Origin of the sequence: Kitasatospora sp. NPDC048194, assembly GCF_043202455.1 — a bacterium.
GTDB lineage: Bacteria > Actinomycetota > Actinomycetes > Streptomycetales > Streptomycetaceae > Kitasatospora.
Window position 1 is genome coordinate 25,936 of the sequence record NZ_JBIDAK010000003.1, and the last position, 22,576, is coordinate 48,511.

The following is a 22,576-nucleotide window of genomic DNA, read 5'->3' on the forward strand; positions in this document are numbered from 1 at the left end:
CGACTCCAGGCGTGCTGCCACAGTGGGGATTTGGCGGCTTGGTGGACTTCGAGTGGACCGGTTGGGCCTCGGCCGGCTGTTGGCCCGGCCAGGACCCCGGGTGGCAGCTCTACGGGGGGTGTTCAGGTCGTTGGGGCCCGCACATGCGGGCGCGGGCGCGTCACGTGCACCCGCGCTGTGCACGCGCGCGTGGGCCACCCCGCAAACCCGGCCGAAGCGCAGGTCACAGCGGGTAAACGAGGGGCCAGGCCGAAACTCCCTGACCCGTAAAGAGGCCGACAGCTGCTATGGCATAGCGATAAAGGAAGACCGGGAGGGGGTCATAGCCCAGGTCTGTGCTCACCGTCTGTAGCCAGTCAGCGTGTCAGTCCCCTCGTGTGCCGAGTGGTGCTGACGGCCCGGCCATCGGGTTGTGCTCCGTGGTCGGGTCCTCGGCCGGGTTGAGCCTGCCCGGCAGACCGCCGGGGTAGGTGGTCGAGTACTCCAGTCGTTCCGTGACGATCCGGTCCAGCGCCGTGCGATCGGCGTCCCACGTGATCCCGCCCCGTACAGCCATGCTGCGCCACTGCTGCTCGTTGGCTCCCCACGGCTGGGCAAGGTCGTCGTCCATGCTCTCCACAGTAGAGGCCAGCGACGCCAACTCGTCCATCAACGCTGCGAGTTGAGTAGCAGCGGTCAGTGCCTCGGTGCGCTTCTCCTCGGCGACGGCACAGATGTCCGCCCGCCAGTCGGCCCGCACTGCGATGGACGCTGCCCGGACGGCACCCGAGGCGTCGGCGGCAACCTGGTACATCGCGAGCTGCGCCCGCTCCGCCTCGGCAAGCTTGGCCTCCAGCGGGGCACGGGCCGTGCGCTTGGGCACGGGCTTGCCGTCCCGTACGGCGTCCTTGGCGGCCTGCTCGTCCCGGACGTCCAGGCCCGCCAGTTCGGCCCGCAGAGCGGCCACCAGATCGTCCAGGGCGGCCTTACGCTCCCGCAGGCCGTCCAGTCGGGCGAGGGCGTCACGAACGGGCTCGGGGGTCACCGTGTAGGCGTAGAACGGGATGGCCCGCTCTGCGATCGTATCCAGCAGGTCGAGCCGCCTTGCTCGCTCCTGCTCCGGAGTCAGCGTCTCAGGCAATGTCGTTCTCCTCGGTGGCGCGCGCCGCAAGGAATTCGCGGCTTTCGGCAATCAGTGCATCGGCGTCGCTGATCAGGTGAGCGCGCTGCGCCACCTTTTCGGCTGCGACGGCAGCAAGGCATTCGGCTTCCTCACGTTCGGCGCGAGCGGCATTTACGGCGGTTTCCTGGGCCTTTGCCTTGGCGGCTTCCTGCTCGGCCGAGATCTCTTCGACCAGATCGGCAATCGCATTCAGTACGGGACCATAGGCCCTCTCGGCCTCCTCCCGATTGGGCGAGATACCCAACAGGATGTCCTCGGCCGGCGCCGGGCCCTGGCCTACATTCTGGCGGGGTAGCAAATCGAGCGGAGAAGGACTATCCACCGCCCCGTTCGGATTCAGTACCAGCGGCACAACATCAGGAACCGAATGTCCACCGAAACGCTGTCCGTGGGACAGCTGCGGGCCGGAAAGCCAGCCGATCACAGGCCGAAAGGACAGCGACGCCAAGCCTTCGGAGCTCAGCGTTAGAACGCTCGCAGTCACTGTCAGGTCTGGCAGGAAGTGCGCGTTGCGGTACTCGGTCATCTCTGCTCCGTCGCGTCGTCGGCCTCGGCGGCGTCCGGCCAGAAGTGCCAGCCGAAACGACCCTTGCCCTTGGCACCCTCAGGGTTGAGGACTCGGATTTCCACGTTGGGGTTATCTGGCATATCGGTTACGTCGGTCATCGCATGGTCTCCGAGAATCGACGGAAGAGAACCTTCTTCGCTAGCTCCATGGGATCGACCGTCGACTCGTCCGGCGGCGAGTCCACAGGACCAGAGGGAATGAGCGAAACAGGTCGGGTGTGAAGACCGGATGGCCGGTACTGAGTGAGGCCAGCGCGGATGCGATCGGCGCTGGCGGAGATTTCAGCGGCCGTGTTGCCCGTCAGGCTGTCGATGAGCTGCGGGGGGATGTCGTACCTCTTCGCGAGGCGCTTCCGGATGTCCTCGGCGTGCTCGGGGCTAAGCTGCTCAGGATCCTTGGGGTCGGCCTCGGCACCTTCCATGGCGCTGCTGAGAGCGGCACGGACGATCTCTCTGCGTTCAAGCATATTGTTCCCTTTCATGAGTCGGCAGTGCGCACCGGCGGGCGGGAACGCAAAAAGGCCCCGCTCCGCCGAGTGCACGCACGTCCGAGACCGCCGAAAGTCTCGGGAAAGCACGCACCCAGCGAAGCGGGGCAGACCGGCAGGCAGCGCACTACCCGCCGGAGCTATTCAGTTGTTATTTTCGGGGCGGTTCGGCCCGCTCCCGTTGCAGCGCTTTGGGTGCTGCAAAGACATTGATGGGGGGTGGTAAACGGGGGCGGCGCTAGAGCTCAAGAGGCCGTGGGGATGCCGCACGCTTTCGCTGCCGATATGCCTTCTGTCGATGGGCAGCCGAGCAGTACTTCCGCGCCCGCCCTAGCCCCTCCCAGCCGGCATTGTCATCGCAACCCTCTAGCTCGCACCTGGCCTCCCAACGGGCTTCCTCGGCGTAGGCCCTGGCGGGACCGTTCGTACAGTCGTAGCACCAGCCTCCGTAGCGGTTGGCGTGGTCAATCCCCTCGTCTCCGCATTTGTCGCAGGTGCGCGGCGGGATGCCGTTGCGGGCGCGTTCATCGTCGCGCCGCTGGGCTTGACGGCAGGCGTTCGAGCAGTAGGTGCGCTGGCGGCCGGTCAGCGCCTTGGCGCACCACTCACAGTCCCATCTGTTGAACATGCGGCAGTCTCTCTCGTCGGGTTACGAAATCGACTATGCAGGAAGCACTTTCCCCAGTTACCCCCCATAGGACTACTTCTTATTCTCTATGTATGGAACTAGGAAAGTATCAACCGTCATATCAATAAACGTAACAATGTCTCTCTGGGTAGTCGCCCAGTTCTCCTGTGTCAATGGGGGCTGGTAAACGGGACCGCCTCGCGCCGTTCGCTCCGGGCCACGCGCCGCCTCCTCGGCCCCGACAGTCGCCATGGCCGCTCTTCGGCTCGGAGATGCCCACAAGGGGGCAGCAGACACGAGAAAGCCCCGCCCCAGCCAGATGGCCAGGACGGGGCTGAAACGCGGGTTAGACGCCGATGGACTCCATGTCAGGGGTTGTTGTGCGCTGCGGCATCTCAGGTGCCGGGAGCTTGGCCCACTCGATGGCTACCCGCTTTGCGGGGTCGGCGCCTCGGCCCCGCTTTTCGGCCTTGGCAACCGTGATGGCAGAGACGAAGTATCCGAGGAACTGGCGCTTCTCCACGACGTCCCACTTCCCCCAGACGCCGTCTTTGCCCAGCGGGTCCACCCCGGCGTCCAAGCCGGTCCACTCGGACGGGATAGTGATCGTCTTCGCCGTTTCGGCGTCGATCTCTTCCAACCGGGCAGCGCAGCCAGCTTGGTGCGCCGTGTACTTGGCGAGGGTGTCCTTGAACGCCTGGCGCCCAAGGGCTCCGTCGTACAGCCCCTCCGCTCGGTCTGCATAGAGCTGCTTCATGGACTCCTCGACGTGCTCAAGCTGCGCGCTCGTCTCGGCCCGTTCTTCTTCCAGACCGGTCACGTCGCGCTGTCGGGCGTATCGAATCGCTGCGGCGGTCAGCCACTCCCGATCGTCCTGGTTGTCAAGGTCGGCGTACAGCAGGCGGGCCCAGACGAGACGTGCGGCCGTCTCATCTGCAACTTCGGCACGGATGGTGAGCCCGTGCGAGTTGAGACGGTTGGTGGGCCGGGGGCAGGTGTACCGCGTTTGTCCGTCCTCGTAGATCATGTTCGCGTTGCAGAGACCACACCGAAGGACGCCCCAGCCGCCCAGCAACGTCCGGTCGTTCTCCGGATTGCGCGGCCGGATGCTCGCACGGGACCGTCCCTTGAGGACATCCTGGAGCTGATACCACTTGATCGGCTCCATGATCCCCTTATGCACCGCCATGGGGGCGCCGGTCTTGTCCCGCATGATCTCCCGGCGGCGACGCTTTCCGTCCGCGTCCGTCACCCACTCAGCAGCGAATCCACCGAGCGCCGGATGCCGCAGCAACGTGTTCACGGTGCCCACGTCCCAGAGCGGCGGGCACTCGGGGTCAGCCGGGGTGATGTTGCTTCGGGACCGACCCGACCGCTTGCGCCCAGCCGCCAGCGCCAGTGCTCCGGGGGACGGCTCGCCAATCAGGTTGAGGTTCTGCACGATGCCTGAGACTGTCTCGCCGTCCATGACGCGATCAACGATCTTGAGGACCGTCGGGGCAGTCTCGGGGTCCGGCACGAGCTGAGAGCGGACCAGCTTCCCTTCCTTGACCCGTTCGGTCTTCATGCCGAACGGCGGGCGGCCGGACACGTGGCCACCTATGGCTTTCAACTCGGCCTTTGCCTCCGAAATGTGCGCAGACTTCAACTCCGACTCCTGCTGAGCCAGCGCAGCGATGAGGGCGAACACGGCTACCCCGATGGGGTGCGTGGTGTCAAGGAACGGCTCCTCGACAGAGACCAGGCGCACGCCGTGCTGCATGAACACGTCGTTGATGCGCATGGCCTCCATAGCGCCCTGGCGGGTCAGCCGGGCCAGCGAGAAGACGACCACCACGTCTACTTCTCCCGCGCGCACCGCCGTCATCATGGCGTCAAACCCGGCGCGCTCGGTGTCCGGGTCCCATCCGGACTTACCGATGTCCTGGAAGACGCGGCCCACCTTCCAGCCCTTGCCCTCGGCCAGGGCCGTGCCCCGGCCGATCTGGGATTCGGTGGAGGTCTCCGACTCGTCAACGCGCCGCTTCGACTGGCGGGCGTAGATCACTGCGCGAACGGATTCAAGTTCTGTCTGCCGGATGTTCCGGCTCACGTACGGGGTCATAGTGCGCAGCATCCTATGAACATGAGTTCCATCAGGATGCGTGAGGTGGCTGCTCGCTAGAGCCGCCCCTGCCTGCGCAGGGTGAGGCCCCTGGCCTCCGGCAGGCGAAATCCACAGCAGTCACCCGGCCCGCAGGCTCACCGGAACATCCCCGGTGCCTCGGCGCCAGGCCAGTGCACGGGCCGGCGTCGCAGGAGCAGCCTGCGGGCTGTCTGCGTTTTCGGCGGCGGTCGCGTCGTCATCGCGGCCGCCCCGGACCGTTCCCGTGGTGGGTCACGCCGCTAGAGTCGGCGCGGACTCCGGCGCGGAGCGGCTCGGACACTGGGGGTGGGCGATGGCGAAGGCGCGACGGGCGGGCACGTCGGCGCTGCGGACGGCGCAGGGGGCGGCCGCCGCGGTGCTGGCCGGGACGGGGGTGCTCGGGCTGCTGCTGTTCGGGCTCGGCCGGGAGCACGCGTGGCAGGCGCTCGGCGGCGGGCTGGTGGTGGCCGGGGCGTCGACGGTGCTCGGCGGTGCGCTGGGCTTCCTGTTCGGCGTGCCGCGGGTGAAGGGCGGCTCGGGCGAGCCGCAGGGCTCGTACGCGCCGAACACCAATCTGGAGCAGGTCTCGGACTGGCTGACCAAGGTGCTGCTGGGCGTCGGGCTGACCCAGCTCGGCTCGCTGGGCGAACGGCTGCACCAGCTGGGCACCGCGCTGGCGCCCGCGCTCGGCGGCGGGGACGCGGCGGTGCCGTTCGGGGCCGCGCTGGTGCTGTACTTCCTGGTCCTCGGCTTCCTGGCGGGCTGGCTGGTGACCCGACTCGCCCTGCCCCAGGTACTGACCGACGCGGACCGGGCGCTGGACCTCTTCCTGGCCGGGCAGGACCGCGACCGGCACGGCGACACCGTCGGCGCGGACGACCTGCGGGTGCGGGCGATGCAGCGGCTCGGGCTGCTCGGCGGCAGTGCCGAGCACCCCGCCGCGCTGGCCGCGCAGCTGCCGCCCTCCTCCGGCTCCCCCGCCGGGCCGGAGGGCGTGGTCGCCGAGGTGCGTTCGACCGCGACGCGCTCGGCGCTGACCGCCGACCAGGTGCGGAGCCTCTTCGCGGACGGCTCGGAGGGCCGCCGGATCCAGGCGCTCGCGCTGATGCAGGGCGATCCGGCGCTGGCGGACCTGCCGAGTGTGCTGGAGGCGATCGAGCACCCGCGGTCCGGCTTCGAGCAGTACCACGCCCTGCTGGCCGCCCGGGGCCTGCTGTCCCGGCTGCCCGCCGCCGAGGCGCAGCGGCTGCGGGACGCGGTGGCGACGCAGCTGGTCGACCCGAGGGGGATCCCGTACGGGTCGGACCGCAGTTGGCTGGCGGAGAAGATACTGTCCCGGCTGCAGGTGGCGGCCTTCGTCCCGGCCCAGCCCGCAGGCCCGGAGCCGTCGGCCCGACCGGGTCAACCCGCTCATCCGACTCAACCGGCGCAACCGGCTCAACCGGCTCAGGCAGCCCGACCCGCCGGGTCGGCGCCGTCGGCCGGCGAGGACTCCTAGAGGGTGAACCGCAGTTCCGGCTGCTCCCACGGGGTCCTCGGCTGCGGCGGGCGGGTTCCGGTGCGTTCGGCGCCCATCCGGAGGTAGAAGCCCTCGGCGGGCGGGTGCGAGACGACCTTGACCGCCGTGATCCCCGCCTCGCGGGCGCGGTCGAGCATGTCGGCGATCAACAGCCGCCCGGTGCCGAGCCCTTGGGCCTCGTCCGCGACGAACATCAGGTCCAGTTCGGCCGGTTCGCGGATCAGCGCGTAGAAGCCGAGCAGCCGGTCGTCGGCGGCGTCGACGGCCATCCGCACCTGGTGGCGCTCGACGTAGTCGGGCGTCACGGCGTAGCCGTCGATCATCGCGAAGTACGCGCCCCGGTAGGCGGTGGAGGCCTGGATCAGGGCGGTGAGCCGGTCGGCGTCGGCCGGCTGGGCGGGCCGGATCGTGGTCTCGCTCATGAGCTCCGAGTATAGGAGCAAACCGCTCCAGTGACCATTACCGATTCGGGGCTCGCCGCGACTCCCGGCGGCGCCGGTCGGCGGTCCGCAGCACCAGCACCCGGCGGGTGCGGCCGCCCTCCCGGCGGACACTGCGGACCTCGCTGGAGATCCGGTGCCCGCCGAGCGCGTACCGCAGCCGGTCGAGGTGTCCGCAGCGGCGCCCGTACCCGTCGTGCAGCGGCTGGACGCGGACCTCGCCGTCCGGGGCGGTGACCCGGACCAGCTCGATGAGGGCGGCCAACTGTCGCTCGGGGCAGAAGAGTTCGGGGTACGCGAAGAGCAGGTAGCCGCTCAGGGTGAGGGCGAAGGTGCCGTCGGCGAAGGGCAGCCGGGGCAGCGCGGCGGCCACGTACCGCTGCGGGTGGGCGGCCGAGTCGGCGGTGAACAGCCGACGGGCGCGGTCCCAGCTGCGCAGGTAGCGCTCCGGCCGGTGGCGGCCGGCCTCGGGGTAGAGGTGCGGTCGGGCCGCCATCGCGACGGCCATCGACTTCCGGGCGGCCAGCGCCTGGGCCTCCACCGCTGGCAGCGGCAGCGCGTACGCCGGGTCGGCGGCGATCACCCGGCAGCCCAGCTCGCGCGCCTCGGCCGCCAGGCCCGCCGCGCCGCCCGGGCAGTCCAGCAGCGGCCCCGGCAGGGCGGCCAGCCCGGCGCGGGTGAGGTCGAACAGGGCGCAGTACTCGTCCAGCGGACGCGAGGTGACCAGGACGTCGGGGTCCGGTGCGGGGGCGGGGGCGGCGGACACGCGGTCATCCGAACACGTAGCGATGTCCTCCGCATCCGGAACGCGTCCGGACGCATCCGAGAGGAAGTCAGGAGCGCCCGGCGCGCCCCCGGCAAGCGCCCGGAGTGCGCCGGACGTCCCGCGCGCACCCGGGGCGTGCCCGGCCGTTCAGCGGCCGAGCAGCCCCACCGCGGCGGCCCGGTTGACGTTCGTCAGACCGCGGACCAGCCGGGCGGTGAGGAAGACCAGCAGCAGTCCGGCCGCCGAGAACGCGGCAATCTGCCAGGTGCCCTCGATGTAGTAGACGTGCCGCACGTGGTGGCTGTCGGTGAAGTCGAACACCCGGTACCCGCGCCAGTCCGTGAAGGTGGGGAAGACCCAGTGGTAGACGGGGTAGAGCGCCATCGTCCAGCCGAGCAGCAGGAACACCAGCGTCATGCTGAAGCTGAACACCGCCCACGGGAACATCACCACCTGGTACAGCACGCCCTTCCAGCCCGCCGCGTCCGCCAGCCGCGCGGTGACGGCGCCCCAGCCGCCCGGACGGACCTGACGCACCGGCGCCGGGCCGGGGACGTCCACGCCGAGCATCCCGCGCACCCGGGCCCGCTCCAGCCTTCCGAAGCCGCGAGAGGCGGTGGTCAGGCCGGCCAGCACGGGCAGGCCGAGGGCGGTGACGAAGGTGCCGAGGCCGAAGCAGAGCATGGTGATCGTGACGGTGAAGGCGGCGATGGCCACCGGCAGGCCGGTCAGCGCGTAGCCGACCTCGCGGTAGTAGGAGGCCGAGAAGGGCGCCCGCCAGAAGGACGGCGGCAGTTCCGTCCGGCGGGCCCCGGCGAGGCGCCCGGCCCCGTCCTCGTGACCGCCCAGGGCGCCCCACTCGTGGTCCAGCGTGCTCCGGCTGCTGCTCATGTCCCGTTCCCGACCCCTCGGTCCGTCGTGCTCCGATCCGACGTCGTCGAGTCTGGTCGAACCGCAGGTCGGCGGGTATCCGGGGGACCGGCGGATCGGGGGTGGGGTTAACCCCCCGTCCCGGCCCGCCGCCCGCCGGTCCGGCGGGGCACCCCGACCGGGGCGCTCGGGCCGGCCGGGCCGCTCGGGCCGGCCGGGGTCATTCGGTCGGGCCGGGCCACTCGTCCACGAGCAGCGAGTACTGGTGGGAGTCGGACCAGACGCCGCCCTTGTGTACGTCGTGCCGGATCCGCCCCTCCAGCCGGAAGCCGAGCTTGGTGAGCACCCGCGCGGCGGCCGGGTTGTCCACGTCCGTCCGGGCGGCCAGCCGGTGCAGCCCGAGCGGCCCGAAGGCGAACCCGCAGAGGAGCTCCGTGATCTCGGTCGCGTAGCCGCGGCCCCACACCTCGGGGCGCAGTACGCAGCCGAGCTCGGCGGAGCGGAACCCGCCGACGGTCAGGCCGGCGTGCGCGACCGGCACCGCCTCCGCCGGGTCCTCGGCGTCCTCGCGGCGGCAGACGGCGAGCTGGTAGGTGCTCCGGTCCTCGGCCATCGCCTCCTCCAGGTACAGCTCGAGCTGGTCGGCGCAGGTGTCGCGGTCCCGCGGGCCGAAGGTGAGGTGGCGGGTCACCTCGGGGTCGCCGAGCAGCGCGTGCAGCGCGTCCACGTCCTCCGGGGTGTGGTGGTACTCGCGGATGGCCAGCCGGGGGCCGGTGAGTCGTACGGGGACCATGGGTGCCGACCCTACCCGCGCCCGGCGGCTACCGTTCGGGGCATGAACGACGATGACCTGCGGCTCGCTCCGCGCACCAGGGCCGCCGACCTGCTCGCCTGGGCGGCCGAGCAGGGCCGCGCGCCGGTGGCCGAGGCGCCGCTGCGCACGGTGCTGGCGCTGCTGGAGCTGGGCGAGGGCAGGATGCACGACGGCTGGCCCGAACTGACCTCCGCCGCGGTGGAGCACCTGCTGTACGAGCGGCTGCACCTGTACGTCCAGCCGGCGCCGGACGCCGATCCGCTCGCCTACGGCGACGCCGTACGGCTGCTGGTCGACCACCAGCGGGCGGTGAAGCGGCTGAACGCGAAGCGCCAGGAGCGGCTGCACGCCGAGGCCGAGTGGCAGGGCGAGGTCGCGGCGGGGCTGCTGCGCCGCGCCGACCTGGTCACCTGGCCGCGGCTGTACGCGGTGCTGCTGCACGCCCACGGGGTGGACACGGCGGACGGCGCGGCGGTGCGGGACTGGCTGACGGGCTTCGCCGGGCTCGGCGAGGAGGAGCGGCTGGCCGGCTACGAGGCGCTGGTGCCGGCCGGCTGGCTGGACGAACCCGCCGAGCAGGGCTGGGGGCCGGGCCGGGTGCTGTCCGTCGGCATGGCCACCGATGGTGCGCGGCGGCTGCTGGAGCAGGGTCTGATGCGGCGCAGCTACCGCAACCTGGCCGAGCTGACCGCGCTGGGTCGGCCGATGCCGGACGAACTGGCCGGGGACTTCGGCCGGTTCGAGGCGGCGGCGGCCGAGGTGGCGCTCGACCTGTTCGGCGAGTGGACGGTGCCCGGGCTGCCGCGGCTGCTGGTCGAGGAGTTCCCCGAGCTCGCGCCGGAACCGGGGCCGGAGGAGATCGACGCCTACCTGGCGCAGTTGCCGGCGGAGTGAGCAGTCCGGACGGCGGAGTGACCGGCCCGGCCGGTGGTGGACCGACCGGCCCGGCCGTCGACGAGTGGGGTGGACGCGTGGCCAGGCCCCGGGGCGCACCCGGGGCCCGGCCGCCGAGACCGTGGCGGCCCGGAGACCCGGCGGCCCGGCGGCCGCGGCGGGTCCGGGGGGTTCGTTAGGGGGTGAGGCCGCGCTGCTCGAGCCAGGTCTCCGGGTCGACCGGCGCGCCGCCGTCCGGGCGGACCTCCAGGTGCAGGTGCGGGCCGGTCACGTTGCCGGTCGCGCCGACCTTGCCGATCTGGTCGCCGGGGGCGACCTTTCCGGAGCCCTTGATGATCGACGAGAGGTGGCAGTACCAGATCTCGGTGCCGTCGGGCAGGGTCTCGACGATCCGGTAGCCGTACGCGCCGGACCAGCCCGCCGAGGTGATGGTGCCCTGGCCGACCGCGTACACGGGGGTGCCGGTGTCGGCCGCGAAGTCCAGGCCGGTGTGCAGGTGGGCCCAGTAGCGGGCGCTCTGGCCGTAGTGGGCGGAGAGGTTGTAGTCCTTCACCGGCAGGGTGAGGGCGGCGGCCTTGGCGCGCTCGGCCTCCTCGGCGGCACGCTTGGCGTCGGCCTCCTTGGCGGCGGCCTTGGCCTCGGCCTCCTGAGCGGCCTGCAGGCGGGCGCTCTCCTCGGCGGCGGTGCGCTGGCTGTCGGCCTGCTGCTGGATGCGGGCGGCGAGCGCGAGGCCGGGGTCGGCGGCGAGGGTGACCGGCGTCTCGTCCGGGGCCGCGACGGCGGGCGCGGCGGCCGGGGTGGCGGAGGCGAAGCCGGTGGCGCCCAGGGTGGCGGCGACGGCGGTGACGCCGAGGAGCGGGGAGGCCCCGCGGGTCTGACGCGGCATCCGGTGGCGGTTGGCCTCGACCTCCGGGGCGAACCCGTCGGCGCCGAGGGACTCGGTGCCGTCCGGGCCGGGGTGGTCGAGGAGCTGGGTACCGGCTGCGGGGCCGGCCGGGTGTGCCGGGGTGTGCGTCGACGCCACGGAGGCGCGCTCCTTTCCTTCCTTCGCGCCTACCGGGTTAGCTGACGGGTTCGGAGCAGGAAGGTCTCCTACGGCCGGGCCTGGGCCCCGCCGATTCACCCCAGGGAAACGTGGTTCCCCGGCTCCCTGGCCTGCCCGGAGGCCGGCCGGTGGGATTAGGCGACGGCGCACGGTGCCGTCTTGGGTACGGCGTTGACGACCGCGCTGCGTTATCAAACGTTAATCCTAGGAGGCCCTGATTCCAAGCCATCCGCCCGGGACGACCGGGGTCCAGGTGATCGGACGTCAACGAACGACCCGTCATTCACCCGGGTTCATCTGAGTACTCCTACTCATGTGCGACCCTTCGACGCCGTCGCATCCTGTCGCCATGACCGCACCGATGCAGACCCGCACCACGGCCGCCTACTACGCCCAGGCCGTCCTCTCCTTCGCCGTCTCCGGCGTGGCCCTCGCCGCCGGGATCGCCTACCTGCCCGTCGGAGCGTGGACCCGGGCGTTCCTCGGGATCGGCTTCCTCTACACCGTCACCTCCGCGTTCACGCTGGCCAAAGTCATCCGGGACCGGCAGGAGTCCGCGGACACCGTCGCCCGGGTCGACCAGGCGCGGCTGGAGAAGCTGCTGGCCGAGCACGACCCGTTCCGGGTCGAAGGGGTCTGAGCCCCCTCCCGGTCCGACACGGGGACGAACGGCGGGGCGGCGGCCTTGACGGCTAAGGCTATTAGCCGTAGCTTTTTGGCTATCGGCAGCACGCACCGTGGAGGACCACCGTGAACGGCACCAGCACTCCGAGCACCCAGTACCTCGACGTCCCCGGCGGCCGGATCGCCTTCGACGACACCCGGCAGGGCGACGGCGCCCCCGTCGTCCTGCTCCCCGGCATGCTCGACACCCGTCGGGCCTACCGGCACCTGCACCCGCTGCTCACGGCGGCCGGGCACCGGGTCATCACCATGGACCTGCGCGGCTTCGGCGAGTCCTCGATCGTGTGGGAGGACTACAGCCCGGCCGCCATCGCCACCGACGTCCTCGCCCTGCTGGACCACCTCGGCATCGAACGGGCCGTCCTGGTCGGGCAGTCCTACACCGGCGCCACGGCCGTCAAGGTCGCCGGGGACGCACCCCAGCGGGTCGCCGGGATCGCGCTCATCGACTCCTTCGTGGAGCACCGGTCCAACGCCCTCATGCGGGGCGTGATGGCCGTGATGGGCACCGCACTGGTCCACTGGCCCGCCGCCTGGGGCCTCTACCTGCGCAGGATGGCCTTCCCCGGCCCCCGGCCCGCCGACCTCGACGCGTACGTGGACGGCCTCGTCGCCGCCCTGCGCACCCCGGGGCGCAGGACCGCCACCCGCGGGCACGTCACCGGGGACTCCGCGCCGATCGGCTGGTGCGCGGCCGTCCGCTGCCCCTCGCTCGTCCTGATGGGCAGCAAGGACCCCGACTTCCCGGACCCGGCGGCCGTCGCCGACCGGCAGGCCGCCGCGCTCGGCAGCCGGAAGGTGATGATCGAGGGGTCCGGCCACTACCCGATGGCCGACAACCCGCAGGCCGTCGCGGACGCCCTGCTGCCCTTCCTCGGCGAACTCGCCTGAAGTCGCCCGGAACCGCCTGGAACCGCCCGAAGCCGCCGGCCCGCGTCCGTACGGAGAACCCGAACCCATGCCCCGAGTAGGACTGACCCCGGAGCAGGTCGTCGACCACGCCCTCGCCCTCATCGACGAGCAGGGCACCGAGGCCCTCACCCTGGCCTCCGTCGCCGCCCGCGCGGGAGTCGCCACCCCCTCCCTGTACAAGCACGTCAGCGGCGGCCTCACCGAACTGCGCCGGCTGCTCGCCGTCCGGGTCACCGAGGAGTTGGCCGGCCGGCTCGCCGACGCCGCGGTCGGCCGCAGCGGCGACGACGCCGTCGCCGCCGTCCTGCGCGCCTACCAGGCCTACGCCACCGAACACCCCCACCGCTACACCGCCCTGCCCCAGGCGCCCCGGCCCGACGACGACCTGACCCGCGCGGCCGCCCGCCTCATCGGCGTCATCCTCGCCGTCCTCCGCTCCTACGGGCTCGACGGCGCCGAGGCCATCCACGCCGCCCGCACCTTCCGCTCGCTCGCCCACGGCTTCGCCTCGCTCTCCATCACCGGCGCCTTCCAGCGCGCCGAAGACCTCACCACCACCCATGACCGACTCGTCACCACCCTGACCACGAGCCTCCGCACCTGGCCGAGGTCGGAGTCGGAGCAGTAGCCGAGGAGGAGCGCAGGAGGAAGCGCAGGAGGAGGGGAGCACCCGCGACGCGAACGGCGCCGGGGAAGCGGGGAGAAGGCGCGCCGGCACAGGAAGTCGGCCGGGCCGACTTCCTGTGGGCGGAAGCGGGCGAACCTTCGGCAGGAGCGGGCAGCGGCCGCCGCCGGGGGGAGCTCGCGAGGGCGCCTGCCGGTGCGCGGCCGGATGCCGGTCGCGCGCCGACGACCGCCGGCACGGCGGCACGCCGGCACACCGGCCGGGCCCCGCCCGGACGGCCGCTCCGGGCCCGCCCGGCACGGCGAGACGCCGCCCTCGCACCCGGCCGCCGCCCGTTCCATGACGCCGCGCACACACCTCTCTCACAACCGGGGACGGGAATCGGCCATCGACCGGCCCGTCGACCGGCGTCGGAAGACCCTGGCGGAGCGGGCCCCGCCCGGCTCACGACCCCCGGGTCGAGGCCGAACGAAGCCGGATCGGCGGCGTATTGACGGGATTTTGACGAGATCCAGTCACTTGGCGAGATCCGTTCACACCTACGTAGGATCATCACCCTAGAATTCGCCGCGTGACGATGACTCAGTGGTCCGTAACGGCAACCGGCGTGCTCGCCGTCCTCGCCCTCGTGGCCGCCGCCCGGTACCGCGCCGTGTCCGTCACCCAGCGCGTCCGGGCCGACCGGCTGCAGGACGAACTCGCCCGGCTCCAGGACCAGCTGACCGCCGAACTCTCCCGCCGGGGCGCCGACCTGGCCGCCGTCCAGCAGGAGCAGGAGCTCACCGCCTCCACCCAGCGGGCCTTCCTCAGCGTCGCCCGCCGCATCCTCGTCATGGCCCACGACCAGCAGGCCCTGCTCGACGACATGGAGCGCACCCACGACGACCCGGCCCTGCTGGAGGGGCTGCTCAAGGCCGACCACGCCGCAGCCCAACAGGCCCGGCTGGCCCAGACCCTGGCCGTCCTGTGCGGTGCCCGGGCCGGACGGCACTGGCCCGAACCGGTCACCCTGGAGGACGTGGTGCGCGGCGCCCAGTCGCGCATCCTGCCGTTCCAGCGGGTGGTGGTCCGCAGCCGGATCGAGACCGCCGTGGTCGGCGCCGCCGCGGAGGCGCTGATCCACGCCATCGCCGAGCTGCTGGACAACGCCACCCGCTACTCGCCGCCCAGCACCCAGGTGTTCGTGACCCTGATGCCGGTGCACAACGGCGCGGTGATCGAGATCGACGACGGCGGCGTCGGCATGCCCGAGCAGGCCGTCGCCAAGGCCGCCGCCGCCCTCGCCGGGGGCAGCACCCTGGAGGTCTCCCGGCTCGGCGAGGTGCCGCAGCTGGGCCTGGCCGCCGTCGGCCGGCTCGCCGAGCAGTACGGCTTCCGGGTCACCCTCAGCTCGGCGCCCTCACCGTACGGCGGGGTCCGCGTCGTGGTCCTGCTGCCGAACGCCCTGCTCACCGAGCCGCTGCCGCCCACCGTCCCCGGCCTCGGACCGGACGACCGGGCGTTCACCCCCGACCCCCGCCCGACGGCCGGCCACCCGACGTCCGGCCACCCCCACGCCGCGCACCCGATGGTGGAGACCCCGCCCACCGTCCGGCCCGCGGCGAGCGGCGACACCCCGCCGCCGCTGCCCCGCCGGAGCCACCGCCGCGACCGCGCCGACCGGCCCGCCCAGCACGCCGCTCCCCCGCCGCCGGCCCCGCCGTACCGCTCGGCCCGCGACGCGCAGGCGTTCATGGCGATGTTCCAGGCCGGCACCGCCAGCGGCCGATCGGCTGCCCGGGGCCAGACCCGGACCCCGCCAGGCCACCACTGACCGTCCCCCCTCCCCCCGACTTCCCCAGGCCCCGGAGAGTTCCATGACCACCACCCCCGACCTCGGCTGGCTGCTGGCCGACATCATCGCCGTCCCGCAGGTGCAGCACGCCGTCGTCGTCTCCAACGACGGCCTGGAGATCGGCCGCAGCGCCGACATCCCGCGCGAGGACGCCGAGCGGCTGGCCGCGGCCTGCTCCGGCCTGCAGTCGCTGGCCCGCGGCGTCGCGACGGGCTTCGGCGGACCGGGCAGCGCCACCCGCCAGATCATCATCGAGTACGGCGGCGGCTACCTGTTCGTCGTCGCCGCCGGGGCGGGGGCGCATCTGGCCGTGGTGGCCGGCGAGGCGGTGGACGCCGGGCTGGTCGCCTACCAGATGCAGGTCCTGGTCGAGCGGATCGGCACCCACCTCACCAGCCCGCCCCGGGTCGACCACGGGGCCGGGAGCCAGCGGTGAGCGGGCCCGTCCGGCCCTACGTCATCACCGGCGGCCGCAGCCGTCCCTCCCAGGCCGACCTGGCCGTCGAGAGCCTGGTCAGCGCGTTATCCGAGCCCCCGGAACTGCCCGAGCACGTCCAGCTCAACCGGGAGCACCGGCGCATCCTCGGGCTCTGCCACAGCCTGCTGTCGGTCGCCGAGGTGGCGGCCCACCTGGGGCTGCCGCTCGGGGTCGTCAAGGTGCTGGTCGGCGACCTCAGGGACCTCGGCGCCGTGCAGGTGCTCCCGCCCGTTCCGCAGGCCGAACGCCTGCCCACAACCCTCCTGGAAGAGGTGCTCGTTGGCCTCCGCCAACTCCGCTGAAGCCCCCGCCGACCTGCCGTCCGCGCCGCAGTACCTGCCGTCCTCGGTGCAGGGCGCGGTCAAGATCCTGGTCACCGGCCCGTTCGGGGTGGGCAAGACCACCCTGGTCGGCTCGCTCAGCGAGATCACCCCGCTGCGCACCGAGGAGACCATGACCGCCGCCAGCAGCGGCGTGGACGACCTCACCGGGCGCGGCGGCAAGTCCACCACGACGGTCGCGCTGGACTTCGGCCGGATCACGCTCAACTCCCGGCTCGCCCTGTACCTGTTCGGCACCCCCGGGCAGCAGCGGTTCTGGCCGCTGTGGGACGACCTGTCGCGCGGTGCGCTCGGCGCCATCGCGATGGTGGACCTGCGGCGGCCGGACGAGAGCTTCGACGTGCTGGGCCGGCTGGAGGAGCAGCGCATCCCGTTCGCGGTCGCGGTCAACACCTTCCCGGACACCCCGAGTTACCCGGAGGAGGAGCTGCGCTCCGCGCTGGACGTGCTGCCGGAGGTGCCGATCCTGTACTGCGACGCGCGCGACCGGCGGCAGGCCTACGACCTGCTGATCGACTTCGTGGACCACCTGCACCGCAGCTCGCTGCTGGAGCTGCAGCGGTGACCGCGCCCGAGCCGCCCCGGGCCACCGGCTGCCCGGTCGCGCACGGCGGGGCGGGGTACGGCCCGGCCGGCCACGGCGCGGCGGGACCCGGCGGTGCCGCGTACGGCGCTCCCGGCGCCGGCACGCCGCTGACCCCGCTGTACGGGCAGGCCGTCGCCGACGACCCGCACGGCCTGTACGCCCGGCTGCGCGAGCGCCACGGGCCGGTCGCGCCGATCGAGCTGGAGCCGGGCGTGGAGGCCTGGCTCGTCATCGGCTACGCCGAACTGCTCGAACTCACCCGCAACGAGGCGCTGTTCTCCAAGGACTCGCGGCACTGGCGGGTGCCCGCCGAGGGCCGGCTCGCCCCGGACTCCCGGTTGCAGCCGATGACCGCCTGGCGGCCCACCCTGCTGAACCTGGACGGCGCCGAGCACCAGCGGCTGCGCGCCGCCGTCTCGGACACCCTGGCCCAGATCGACCACCGGCAGCTGCGCGAGACCACCGAGGCCGCGGCCGACGGCCTGATCGACAGCTGGGGCCCGGACGGCACCGCCGACCTGATCGGCCAGTACGCCCGGGCGCTGCCGCTGCTGGTCTTCACCCAGCTGGTCGGCCTGCCCACCGGGAGCGGGCCGCGGATGGTCGAGCTGATCAGCCACTTCGTGGACAGCGGCCCCGAATCGGTGCGCGCCGCCGAGGAGTTCCAGGCGGCCCTGGCCGACCTGGTGCGCCGCCGCCGCGCCGCGCCCAGCGCCGACCTGACCTCCTGGCTGCTCGCCCACCCGGCCGGGCTGAGCGACGAGGAGGCGGTGCACCACCTGGTGGTGCTGATGGTCGCGGGCAACGAGACCTCCATCAACTGGATCGGCAACACGCTGCGGCTGCTGCTGACCGACCGGCGGTTCAGGGCCACCCTGACCGGCGGGCGGCTGACCGTCTCCGACGCGCTGGAGGAGGTGCTCTGGCGCGACCCGCCGACGCAGAACTTCCCCGGCCGCTGGGCCACCGGCGACACCGTGCTCGGCGGCCAGTACATCAGCGCCGGCGACATGCTGGTGCTCGGCCTGGCAGCGGCCAACGCGGACCCGGCCGCCCAGGGCGCCGCCTCCGCCGCGCAGGGCTCGCTCGGCGGCAACCGGGCGCACCTCGCCTGGGGCGCGGGCCGGCACGTCTGCCCGGCCCAGCACCCGGCCCGGATCATCGTCGAGACCGCCGTCGAGACCCTGCTGCACCGGCTCCCGGACCTCCAGCTCGCCGTCCCGGCGGGCGAGCTGGCCTGGCGGCCGTCCCCCTGGTCGCGGGCGCTGGTCGCCCTCCCGGTGCTGTACAGCGCCTTCACCCCGCCCCGTCCGCCAGCCCCCGAGAGGCCCGCATGGTCACCGCCGCAGACTCCGCCGGAACCCGCCCCGAGCCCGTCCGGCTCGACCCCTTCGGACGCGACCAGCACCGCGAGAACGCCCGGCTCCGGGCAGCCGGTCCAGCGGTCCTGGTGGAACTCCCTGGTGGGGTGGTGGTCTGGGCGGTGACCCACCACGACACCCTGCAGTCCCTGCTGGCCGATCCGCGGGTCGGCAAGGACGCCAGGCTGTGGACCGCCTTCCGGGAAGGGCGGCTGCCGGAGGGCTGGCCGCTGCTGAACTTCGTCACCGTGCCCGGCATGGTCACCGCCGACGGCGAGGACCACCGGAGGCTGCGCGGGCTGGTCAGCCAGGCCTTCACCCCGCGCCGGATAGCCGCGCTGGCCCCCGCGATCGAGGCCCGGACGGCCGCGCTGCTGGACGCGGTGGCCGACGTGGCCGACCGGGAGGGCGCGTTCGACCTGCGCGAGCACTTCGCCTACCCGCTGCCGATGCAGGTGATCGGCGAACTGCTCGGACTGGCGGTGGAGCAGCAGGACGAACTGCACGCGCTCTCCGACACCCTGGTCTCCAGCTCGGCCACCCCGGCGGCGGCCGTCGCGGCGCAGCGCGGCCTGAACGCGCTGCTGGCGTCGGTGGTGGCGGCCAAGCGGGCCCGGCCCGGCGACGACCTGACAACCGACCTGATCGCCGTCCGGGAGGCCGGGGAGGGGCTCAGCGAGGCCGAACTCGTCGGCACCCTGCTGCTGATGCTGGTGGCCGGGCACGAGACCACGCTCAACCTGATCACCAATGCCGTGCGGGCCCTGCTCGCCCACCCCGACCAGCTGCGGCTGGTCCTGGACGGCGCGCAGCCGTGGTCCGCGGTGGTGGAGGAGACCCTGCGGTACGACTCGCCGGTCGGGCAGTTCCCGCTGCGCTACGCGGCCGAGGACATCGAGGTCGGCGGCGTGGTGATCCGGCGCGGCGAGGCGCTGCTCGCCTCGTACGCGGCGGCCGGGCGCGACGCGGGGCACTACCCGGACGCCGACCGCTTCGACATCACCCGGCGGCCGCTGCGGCACCTGTCGCTGGGCCACGGCCCGCACTTCTGCCTCGGTTCGGGGCTGGCCCGGCTGGAGGCGGAGACAGCGCTGCGGCTCCTGTTCGCCCGGTTCCCGCGTCTGGCGCCGGCGCCGGGGCGGGTGGACGAGCCGATCGGTTCGTTCGTCAGCAACAGCGTGCGGACGCTCTGGGTGACGGCCGGGTAGGGGCGGCCGGGCGACGCGACGGCCGGGGGACGCGATGGCGGCGGGACGCGACGGCCGGGGGACTGACCGCCCGGGCGGGCCGACGGCCCGGAGGGCGGCGGCCGGGGAGGGTGACGGAGCGGGCCGGGCGGTTACCTGAGGGTGGCCCCGGTCGTTCGGCAGGGCATGAAGAAACTCGCCACCCTCGCCGCCCTCACCATGGCCGGCCTCGCCCTCGCCGCCCCGGCGGCCTCCGCCGCCACCCAGACCGCCTCCTCGCCGGACGCCACCGGCGGCCTCACCGACGGTCTCAACCTCTCCCCCGCCGACATCGCCCTCCGGACCGCGGGCAAGCTCCCCGTGGTCGGGCACACCGCCGACGAGGTGGAGGCCATCGGCACCAACCAGATGTCCCACCCGGGGCTCAGCGGCCAGATCGGCTGACTCCCCCGCTCGGCCTCGGACGGCTCGACCGGCTGACCGACCCCCGTCCGGTCAGCCGGTCGAGCCGGGGCTCAGTCCGCGCAGAGCTCGTTGAGCTGCTGGTACGTCAGCCCACCCGCCAGTGAGGTGTAGGTACCGCTCGCGTACACCTCCTCGGCCGCGCGGCGGACCGCCGCGTACGCCACCTCGGCCAGGCCGGGGCCGAGGCTGATCCGGGCCACGCCGAGCTTCGCCAGTTCGGCGACGGACGGGGACCCGGGGCCGACGAGCACGTTCAACGGCGCGGGCACGGCCGCGACCAGGGCCGCGATGGTCTCCGGGTCGGCGACACCGGGGACGAACACGCCGTCCGCACCCGCCTCGACGTACATCCGCAGCCGGCGGACCGCCTCGTCCAGCCGGCCCCCGGGCTCGCCGAGGCCGCGCAGGAAGACGTCGGTGCGGCCGTTGACGAAGAGCCGGACGCCCGCGGCTGCGGCCGCCTCCCGGGCGGCCGCGATCCGCTCGGCGGCCGTCTCCGGGGCGTCCGCGGCGTCCTCCAGGTTCACGCCCACCGCGCCGGTGGCGAGCAGCGCGGCGACGGTCTCGCCGACGGCCGCGGGGGTGTCCGCGTAGCCGGTCTCCAGGTCGGCGGTGACCGGCAGGCCGACCGAGCGGACCACGTCGGCGGTCCGGGCCAGCACCCGCGCGGGGTCGGCGCCGCCGCCGTCCGGGCTCCCGAGCGACCAGGAGACACTCGCGCTGGCCGTCGCCACCGCCTTCGCCCCGGCGGCGGCCACCAGCCGGGCGCTCGCCGCGTCCCACGCGTTGGCCAGCACCACCGGGTCGCCCGGGCGGTGCAGTTCCCTGAGCAGCCGGGCCCGCTCCTGCTGGGTGGTCATGGTCGCCGCCGCCCCGTTCACTTCGCCGCCGGGCTCATCCGGGTGGCCACGCCGATCCGGTTCCAGGCGTTGATGGTGGCGATCAGCGCGATCAGCTGGGCGAGTTCGGTCTCGTCGAAGTGCGCGGCGGCCTCCTGGTACACCGCGTCCGGCACGTGCCCCTGGGTCAGCAGGGTCACCGACTCGGTGAGGGCCAGCGCGGCGCGCTCGCGGGCGGTGAACCAGGGGGTCTCGCGCCAGGCCGGGAGGGACAGCAGCCGGTGGTCCTGCTCGCCGTTCTTGCGGGCGTCCGTGGCGTGCATGTCGATGCAGAAGGCGCAGCCGTTGATCATCGACGCGTGCACCTTGACCAGCTCGGCGAGCACCGGGTCGACGCCCTGCCGGGACGCCCGGTCCACGGCGGACATGGCCTGGTAGAAGGCGGGGGCGAGGCTCCGCACGGCGAGGCGCTGCTCCGGCGCCGGCACCGGGCCCCCGGGAGCGGTGGCGGTCTCGTTGGTCGTCGTCATGCCTGCCAGCGTAGGGACGCAGTGGCCTGCCTCCCTGGTGCATTCGGCGCCGATTTCCTTGGGCCATTTCCGCTGCGCGAACAGGAGTGCGAGGATCGCTGAGGGGGCCCGGCGGGACTCCGCCGGGGCGAGCGTAGGGCGAGACGGGACCGTGTGCACGGCGTTCGTGAGCATCGAACCGGCAGCGGCGGTGCCGGTGCTGCTGCTGTCCGTCCGGGACGAGTACCTCGGGCGCGGCTGGCTGCCGCCCGGCCACCACTGGCCGGACCGGCCCGGACTGCTCGGCGGCCTGGACCTCGCGGCCGGCGGCACCTGGCTGGCCGTCGACCCGGCCCGGCGCACCGCCGCCTGCCTGCTGAACGGCTTCGGGCCGTCCGCTCCCGCCGACGCCCGGCTCAGCCGCGGCCGACTGCCGCTCACCGCCCTCCGGGACGGCGGGATCGGCCACCTCGACCTCACCCCGTACGACCCCTTCCACCTCGTCCAGGTCGGCCCCGAGGGCGCCCGGGTCACCAGCTGGGGCGGCGGGCGGAAGGCCGAGCGCCGTTTGCCCACGGGGCTCAGCGTGGTGCTCAACGACGGGCTGGAGGGCGCGGCCGCCGACCGCACCGCCCCGGAACGGATCCGGACCGTGCTGGCCGCGCGCGCCGCCCACTTCCGGGCCCGGTTCGCCGCCGTCCCCCGGCCGCAGCCGACCGCCGACGGGCCGGCCGCCGCGGCCTGGGGCGGGTGGCTGCCGATCGTCACCGGGGACGGGCTGGCGCCGGACGAGGACGCCGCGCTGATCCAGCGGCGGGACTTCGGCGACGGACGGATCTGGGGCTCCACCTCGATCTCCCTGCTGGCGATGGGCCCGGGGCTGCTGCGGTACGACTTCGCGGCGGCGCCGGTGCCGGCGGACGGGTCGGGGTGGCAGCGGGTGGCCACCGCCGCTTGAGCCGGGCCGGGACCCGAGCCTGCCCGGAACCCGAGCCGGGCCGGGACCTGAGCCGGGCCGGGACTTGAACCTGACGCTGCGGGAGGCGGCATCGTGGGCGTCCGTCGCCCAGCCACCCGAAGGAGTCCGCGATGCCCGCGCCGTCCGCACCGTCCGCTCCGCCCGCGCTGCCCGCCGCGGTTCGTTCCCGCGTCCGCGTCCGCACCTGCGCCCGTCGCCGTCCTCGACGCCGCCGCCCGCCCGCGCTGCTGCCCGCCGTCCTGGCCGTCGCCCTGCCGCTGGTGGGCACCCCCCTCGCGGTGACCGCCGGGGTGCTGCTCGGCGACGCCGTGCACCGCGCGGCCCCGGCCGCCGCCGTACCCGGCGCGGTGGCGGGCGCGGTGGCCGGCGCGCTCGTCCGGGGAATCGGGGCCGGTGTCGCCCAGGCGTACGGTCGATGAACTTCCAGCGGCAAGGCTGCCGGCCGTCTACATGCCCGT

26 protein-coding genes and 1 riboswitch are annotated in these 22,576 nt (G+C 73.3%); of the genes, 14 read left to right on the top strand and 12 right to left on the bottom strand.

Annotation, left to right across the window (positions count from 1 at the left end):
• Positions 1–364 precede the first annotated feature (364 nt).
• The 5 genes from ACGF07_RS05105 to ACGF07_RS05125 form a co-directional block, all read right to left on the bottom strand.
• The gene (locus ACGF07_RS05105; protein ID WP_392895578.1) at positions 365–1,120 is read right to left on the bottom strand and encodes a hypothetical protein; all 756 of its coding nucleotides are present in this window, start codon (positions 1,118–1,120) and stop codon (positions 365–367) included.
• Positions 1,113–1,688, bottom strand: coding sequence for a hypothetical protein (locus ACGF07_RS05110; RefSeq protein ID WP_392895580.1), 576 nt, complete (start codon positions 1,686–1,688; stop codon positions 1,113–1,115). The genes ACGF07_RS05105 and ACGF07_RS05110 overlap by 8 nt, the downstream gene beginning before the upstream one ends.
• A complete protein-coding gene (locus tag ACGF07_RS05115) occupies positions 1,685–1,828 on the bottom strand; it encodes a hypothetical protein (protein WP_392895582.1) in 144 nt (47 codons plus the stop codon). The genes ACGF07_RS05110 and ACGF07_RS05115 overlap by 4 nt, the downstream gene beginning before the upstream one ends.
• Positions 1,825–2,196, bottom strand: a complete 372-nt coding sequence (locus tag ACGF07_RS05120; protein WP_392895584.1) for a hypothetical protein — start codon at positions 2,194–2,196, stop codon at positions 1,825–1,827. Before ACGF07_RS05120 ends, ACGF07_RS05115 begins: the two co-directional genes overlap by 4 nt.
• A 995-nt stretch (positions 2,197–3,191) precedes the next feature.
• Entirely contained in the window at positions 3,192–4,949 is a 1,758-nt protein-coding gene (locus ACGF07_RS05125) for a recombinase family protein (RefSeq protein WP_392895586.1), read from the bottom strand.
• A gap of 334 nt (positions 4,950–5,283) precedes the next feature.
• Between ACGF07_RS05125 and ACGF07_RS05130 the strand changes: the two genes are divergently transcribed.
• Positions 5,284–6,468: a hypothetical protein gene (locus tag ACGF07_RS05130; RefSeq protein WP_350749620.1), complete on the top strand. Its 1,185-nt coding sequence runs from the start codon at positions 5,284–5,286 to the stop codon at positions 6,466–6,468.
• Here the strand turns inward: ACGF07_RS05130 and ACGF07_RS05135 are convergent.
• The 4 genes from ACGF07_RS05135 to ACGF07_RS05150 form a co-directional block, all read right to left on the bottom strand.
• The gene (locus tag ACGF07_RS05135) at positions 6,465–6,911 is read right to left on the bottom strand and encodes a GNAT family N-acetyltransferase (protein ID WP_362563954.1); all 447 of its coding nucleotides are present in this window, start codon (positions 6,909–6,911) and stop codon (positions 6,465–6,467) included. The genes ACGF07_RS05130 and ACGF07_RS05135 overlap by 4 nt on opposite strands.
• A 37-nt stretch (positions 6,912–6,948) precedes the next feature.
• Positions 6,949–7,695 (bottom strand): hypothetical protein, encoded by a 747-nt coding sequence (locus ACGF07_RS05140; RefSeq protein WP_392895589.1) that lies wholly within the window; start codon positions 7,693–7,695, stop codon positions 6,949–6,951.
• Positions 7,696–7,842: 147 nt separating this feature from the next.
• Complete coding sequence (locus ACGF07_RS05145; RefSeq protein WP_350749611.1) at positions 7,843–8,586, bottom strand: sensor domain-containing protein; 744 nt, start codon at positions 8,584–8,586, stop codon at positions 7,843–7,845.
• A 199-nt stretch (positions 8,587–8,785) separates the two neighbouring features.
• Positions 8,786–9,358 (bottom strand): GNAT family N-acetyltransferase, encoded by a 573-nt coding sequence (locus ACGF07_RS05150; RefSeq protein WP_392895591.1) that lies wholly within the window; start codon positions 9,356–9,358, stop codon positions 8,786–8,788.
• A 42-nt stretch (positions 9,359–9,400) separates the two neighbouring features.
• Between ACGF07_RS05150 and ACGF07_RS05155 the strand changes: the two genes are divergently transcribed.
• A complete protein-coding gene (locus ACGF07_RS05155; protein WP_392895593.1) occupies positions 9,401–10,273 on the top strand; it encodes a hypothetical protein in 873 nt (290 codons plus the stop codon).
• Positions 10,274–10,448: 175 nt separating this feature from the next.
• Here ACGF07_RS05155 and ACGF07_RS05160 read toward each other — a convergent pair whose 3' ends face one another.
• Entirely contained in the window at positions 10,449–11,297 is an 849-nt protein-coding gene (locus ACGF07_RS05160; protein WP_392895595.1) for a M23 family metallopeptidase, read from the bottom strand.
• A gap of 12 nt (positions 11,298–11,309) precedes the next feature.
• Positions 11,310–11,469: riboswitch (cyclic di-AMP (ydaO/yuaA leader) on the bottom strand.
• Positions 11,470–11,667: 198 nt separating this feature from the next.
• Between ACGF07_RS05160 and ACGF07_RS05165 the strand changes: the two genes are divergently transcribed.
• The 10 genes from ACGF07_RS05165 to ACGF07_RS05210 all read left to right on the top strand — a co-directional run bounded on the left by ACGF07_RS05165 (position 11,668) and on the right by ACGF07_RS05210 (position 19,770).
• Complete coding sequence (locus ACGF07_RS05165; protein ID WP_350743141.1) at positions 11,668–11,958, top strand: YiaA/YiaB family inner membrane protein; 291 nt, start codon at positions 11,668–11,670, stop codon at positions 11,956–11,958.
• A gap of 110 nt (positions 11,959–12,068) precedes the next feature.
• Complete coding sequence (locus ACGF07_RS05170) at positions 12,069–12,893, top strand: alpha/beta fold hydrolase (RefSeq protein ID WP_392895597.1); 825 nt, start codon at positions 12,069–12,071, stop codon at positions 12,891–12,893.
• 67 nt (positions 12,894–12,960) lie between these two features.
• A complete protein-coding gene (locus ACGF07_RS05175; protein ID WP_350743137.1) occupies positions 12,961–13,542 on the top strand; it encodes a WHG domain-containing protein in 582 nt (193 codons plus the stop codon).
• 574 nt (positions 13,543–14,116) lie between these two features.
• A complete protein-coding gene (locus ACGF07_RS05180) occupies positions 14,117–15,352 on the top strand; it encodes a sensor histidine kinase (RefSeq protein ID WP_392896062.1) in 1,236 nt (411 codons plus the stop codon).
• 43 nt (positions 15,353–15,395) lie between these two features.
• Entirely contained in the window at positions 15,396–15,809 is a 414-nt protein-coding gene (locus ACGF07_RS05185) for a roadblock/LC7 domain-containing protein (protein WP_350743135.1), read from the top strand.
• Positions 15,806–16,153, top strand: a complete 348-nt coding sequence (locus ACGF07_RS05190; RefSeq protein ID WP_392895599.1) for a DUF742 domain-containing protein — start codon at positions 15,806–15,808, stop codon at positions 16,151–16,153. Before ACGF07_RS05185 ends, ACGF07_RS05190 begins: the two co-directional genes overlap by 4 nt.
• Positions 16,131–16,757 carry an ATP/GTP-binding protein gene (locus ACGF07_RS05195; protein ID WP_350743131.1) on the top strand — a complete coding sequence of 209 codons (627 nt, stop codon included), beginning with the start codon at positions 16,131–16,133 and terminating at the stop codon, positions 16,755–16,757. The genes ACGF07_RS05190 and ACGF07_RS05195 overlap by 23 nt, the downstream gene beginning before the upstream one ends.
• Positions 16,754–18,265, top strand: coding sequence for a cytochrome P450 (locus ACGF07_RS05200; protein WP_392895601.1), 1,512 nt, complete (start codon positions 16,754–16,756; stop codon positions 18,263–18,265). Before ACGF07_RS05195 ends, ACGF07_RS05200 begins: the two co-directional genes overlap by 4 nt.
• Positions 18,229–19,347 carry a cytochrome P450 gene (locus tag ACGF07_RS05205; RefSeq protein ID WP_392895603.1) on the top strand — a complete coding sequence of 373 codons (1,119 nt, stop codon included), beginning with the start codon at positions 18,229–18,231 and terminating at the stop codon, positions 19,345–19,347. The genes ACGF07_RS05200 and ACGF07_RS05205 overlap by 37 nt, the downstream gene beginning before the upstream one ends.
• 141 nt (positions 19,348–19,488) lie before the next feature.
• Positions 19,489–19,770, top strand: a complete 282-nt coding sequence (locus tag ACGF07_RS05210; protein WP_350743125.1) for a hypothetical protein — start codon at positions 19,489–19,491, stop codon at positions 19,768–19,770.
• A gap of 71 nt (positions 19,771–19,841) precedes the next feature.
• Here ACGF07_RS05210 and ACGF07_RS05215 read toward each other — a convergent pair whose 3' ends face one another.
• Positions 19,842–20,651 (bottom strand): isocitrate lyase/phosphoenolpyruvate mutase family protein, encoded by an 810-nt coding sequence (locus tag ACGF07_RS05215; RefSeq protein WP_392895605.1) that lies wholly within the window; start codon positions 20,649–20,651, stop codon positions 19,842–19,844.
• A 17-nt stretch (positions 20,652–20,668) separates the two neighbouring features.
• Positions 20,669–21,160: a carboxymuconolactone decarboxylase family protein gene (locus tag ACGF07_RS05220; protein ID WP_350743121.1), complete on the bottom strand. Its 492-nt coding sequence runs from the start codon at positions 21,158–21,160 to the stop codon at positions 20,669–20,671.
• A gap of 166 nt (positions 21,161–21,326) precedes the next feature.
• Here ACGF07_RS05220 and ACGF07_RS05225 point away from each other — a divergent pair, with 166 nt between their 5' ends.
• Positions 21,327–22,097 (top strand): NRDE family protein, encoded by a 771-nt coding sequence (locus ACGF07_RS05225; RefSeq protein WP_392895607.1) that lies wholly within the window; start codon positions 21,327–21,329, stop codon positions 22,095–22,097.
• A 131-nt stretch (positions 22,098–22,228) separates the two neighbouring features.
• Entirely contained in the window at positions 22,229–22,537 is a 309-nt protein-coding gene (locus tag ACGF07_RS05230; RefSeq protein WP_392895609.1) for a hypothetical protein, read from the top strand.
• The last annotated feature ends 39 nt before the right edge of the window (positions 22,538–22,576 follow it).